Raw genomic sequence first — 2,847 nt, forward strand, 5'->3', positions numbered from 1 at the left:
GATTATTGGGGAAGGGGAAGTGTGTCTTGCTGCCATGAATCGAAATTTCCGTGGTAGAATGGGAAGTTATGAATCAGAAATCTATCTATCGAGTGTTGCTACTGCAGCTACATCTGCAATTACAGGTTCGATTACAGATCCACGGAGAGGATTATGAGAGGCATTGCATACATATTTGGGGAAGATATAAGTACAGACATAATCCTTCCTACAGATTACACCCACGGGTCAACTATAGATTATAAGCATGTTTTTGACCCAGTGAGGCCAGGTTTTGCAAAAGAAATTACAAAGGGGGATATCATTGTAGCTGGGAAAAATTTTGGGTCGGGGAGTAGTAGAGAAAGTGCACCAATAGCGATACAATTGGCAGGTATATCCGTAGTTGTTGCCGAATCATTTTCAAGAATATTTTATCGAAATGCGATTGCAATTGGACTTCCAGTTATTACAGCGGAAAAGATAACAGACTTTGTTTCTGAAGAAAATGAGATAGAGGTTAATCTAGATACAGGTATTATTGTAAACCACACCACAGGTGACGAAGTGGAAGGAGAATCGATGCCTCGAGAAATTCAATCTATTTTTGAGGCAGGGGGGTTGATTAATCACTATAAAGTGAATAAAGGGAAAATTGAGATACAAAAATGAAATATAACTATCCAGAACCAAGAGCCCCCTCGTATGAAGAACCAACAAGCATTGAAGATTGCATCCAAAAGGCAAAGGTAATTTCTAGAAAGAAGGGAGGGAGAACTGCCATGGGGACAATAGAAGATGGAGATTGTATACTAGTTCTTTCGCTGCCAGATCAAGATGAATATGTTGAACGTGCAATTATGCAAGCTTGTGAAGTGGAAGGGGCAGACATGGTTCGATTTTTATACCCGGAAGAATTGACGGGAGAAACTCACGGGAAAAGCACAGTTGAAGAGGGGTGGAGAGAGGCCGAGATGTTTGAGAATGGGATTGCCTCTGGATCTCCAGAAACTGCAGATCTAGCAAGCGGTTTGAATATTGCAGGGTCATTGAGAGAATTTTTAGACGAGCATCCGAACTATAATAAAATTTATTGGGATATAGGAGCACGGTCGCAAAAAGCTAGTGTTTTGGAAAGACATAGTCACAAATTTAGGAATAATTGGCAATTTAATAACTGGGAAGAGTTTCAATCTAGAACCTGGGACCTTCCAGATGAATTACTCATAGAAATTGAAAGGAAAGTAATAGATGTTTTGGGGGACATAGAAGAAGTTACTATGACAGATCCGCAAGGAACTGATTTAAGATTTGAACTCACACCTGATGAGGCGGCAAGGTGGCAAATGACGGCGTGGCAATCTGGGCACCTATACATGGATCCATTGCAGGCGACTTGTGTGGGAGAATGTAGAGGAGGGTGCAGGGATGAGCAGAATCAACCCATATTTTTATCACAAGATGTACCACCAGTATTTGGAGGGGCGACAGGTACTATTTCGGGTACTGCAAATCATGCTGGTTTTTTCCCACATATGGATCTAACATTTGAAGAAGGTAAACTAGTAAAGGTAGAAGGAGGAGGAGAGTATGGAAGGCGGATAGAAAAGCTTAGAGAAAAATATGAAAATGTGCATTGGCCAGGATACCCTAGAAATGGTTTTTTCTGGCATTGTGATACTGCACTTTGTACGCTTCCTAAAGCATTCAGGAGGACTTCAGATATGTTCGAGAGCTCATGGAGATTCCCGAATCTTCCGGAGACTACCAGGGCGGGTGTAATTCATTTCGGATTTGGTTCTAGACGTCATTATATTGAGGAACATCTAGACTACGCGGCAAAAAATAATCTGCCGCTCGGTCATATACATGTACATAATTATTTTGTTACAATGGATATGAAGCGCAGATCAACAGGAGATTGGAATAGAATAATTGATAAAGGGAGATTGACAGCTTTAGACCACCCGGATATACGGTCTTTAGCTACGAAGTATGGAAATCCAGATGACATACTTAGTTATGACTGGATCCCACCAATTCCGGGTATAAATTGTGAAGGGGATTATGAACAAGATTATGCAAAAGAGCCCGTGGGATATCTGCGCAGTAGGCTAGAAGCAGGAGAACCAATTTAATATAGATATTCATGAGTGAAAATAGTACAAAAAATGCAAATTCGGCGACTATTGTTGGTCAGAGTATTCTCAGAGAAGACGGGCCAGTAAAAGTCACTGGGAAAGCAGAATACACATACGATGTTGATTTTCCAAACATGCTTCACGCACGCTTTGTAAAAAGTCCACATGCACATGCAAATATCATTGAAATTGATACAAGTAAGGCAAAGGAAATTCCTGGTGTCCATGCCGTACTAATTCAAGCAGATTTTCCAGATATCAAATTTGGAGACGGTGTGTTTGACCAAACGTGTCTTGCCGAGGACCGAGTGTTGTTTGAAGGGCAGTTCGTTGCCGTCGTTGCAGCAGAAACAAAGAAGTTAGCAGAACAAGCAGCAAATGCGGTTCGGGTAAAGTACGAACGTCTACAACCCATCGTCGATGGGGATGAAGCATTTAGAAAAGATCCACCAGTAGTGGTTCATCCAGATTTGCACAACTACGAAGTGGCAAAGGTCCTTCCACCCACATTCATTAAAGACCGTCCAAACGTGTACCAGCATTATAGCATTAGACATGGCGATACAGAAGTGGGGTTCGAACAGGCAGATTATGTCTATGAAAATGAATACAAAACTGCCCCGTTACAACACGCCCCGATGGAGCCACACTTGGTTGTTGCAAAACCTGAAGGAAATGGAAATCTCACACTCTGGTCTTCGTGCCAGGCACTTCATAAAATTCGATA

At 41.8% G+C, this 2,847-nt stretch carries 4 protein-coding genes; all 4 read left to right on the plus strand.

What is annotated here, in order from left to right; genetic code table 11:
* Nucleotides 1-157, plus strand: a 157-nt coding sequence (locus tag ACM9H2_RS06030; protein WP_415489245.1) for an aconitase family protein, incomplete at its 5' end; no start/stop codon positions are given.
* The gene (gene leuD, locus ACM9H2_RS06035; RefSeq protein ID WP_415489239.1) at nucleotides 154-651 is read left to right on the plus strand and encodes a 3-isopropylmalate dehydratase small subunit; all 498 of its coding nucleotides are present in this window, start codon (nucleotides 154-156) and stop codon (nucleotides 649-651) included. The genes ACM9H2_RS06030 and leuD, both read left to right, overlap by 4 nt.
* The gene (locus ACM9H2_RS06040) at nucleotides 648-2,117 is read left to right on the plus strand and encodes a hypothetical protein (RefSeq protein WP_415489241.1); all 1,470 of its coding nucleotides are present in this window, start codon (nucleotides 648-650) and stop codon (nucleotides 2,115-2,117) included. Before leuD ends, ACM9H2_RS06040 begins: the two co-directional genes overlap by 4 nt.
* A gap of 11 nt (nucleotides 2,118-2,128) precedes the next feature.
* Nucleotides 2,129-2,847: xanthine dehydrogenase family protein molybdopterin-binding subunit (locus tag ACM9H2_RS06045; protein WP_415489243.1), on the plus strand; the 719-nt coding region annotated here is incomplete at its 3' end.

The sequence above is a fragment of the Candidatus Hikarchaeum yamanae genome (assembly GCF_009889665.1).
GTDB classification, from domain to species: Archaea; Halobacteriota; Halobacteria; order Halobacteriales; family Hikarchaeaceae; genus Hikarchaeum; species Hikarchaeum yamanae.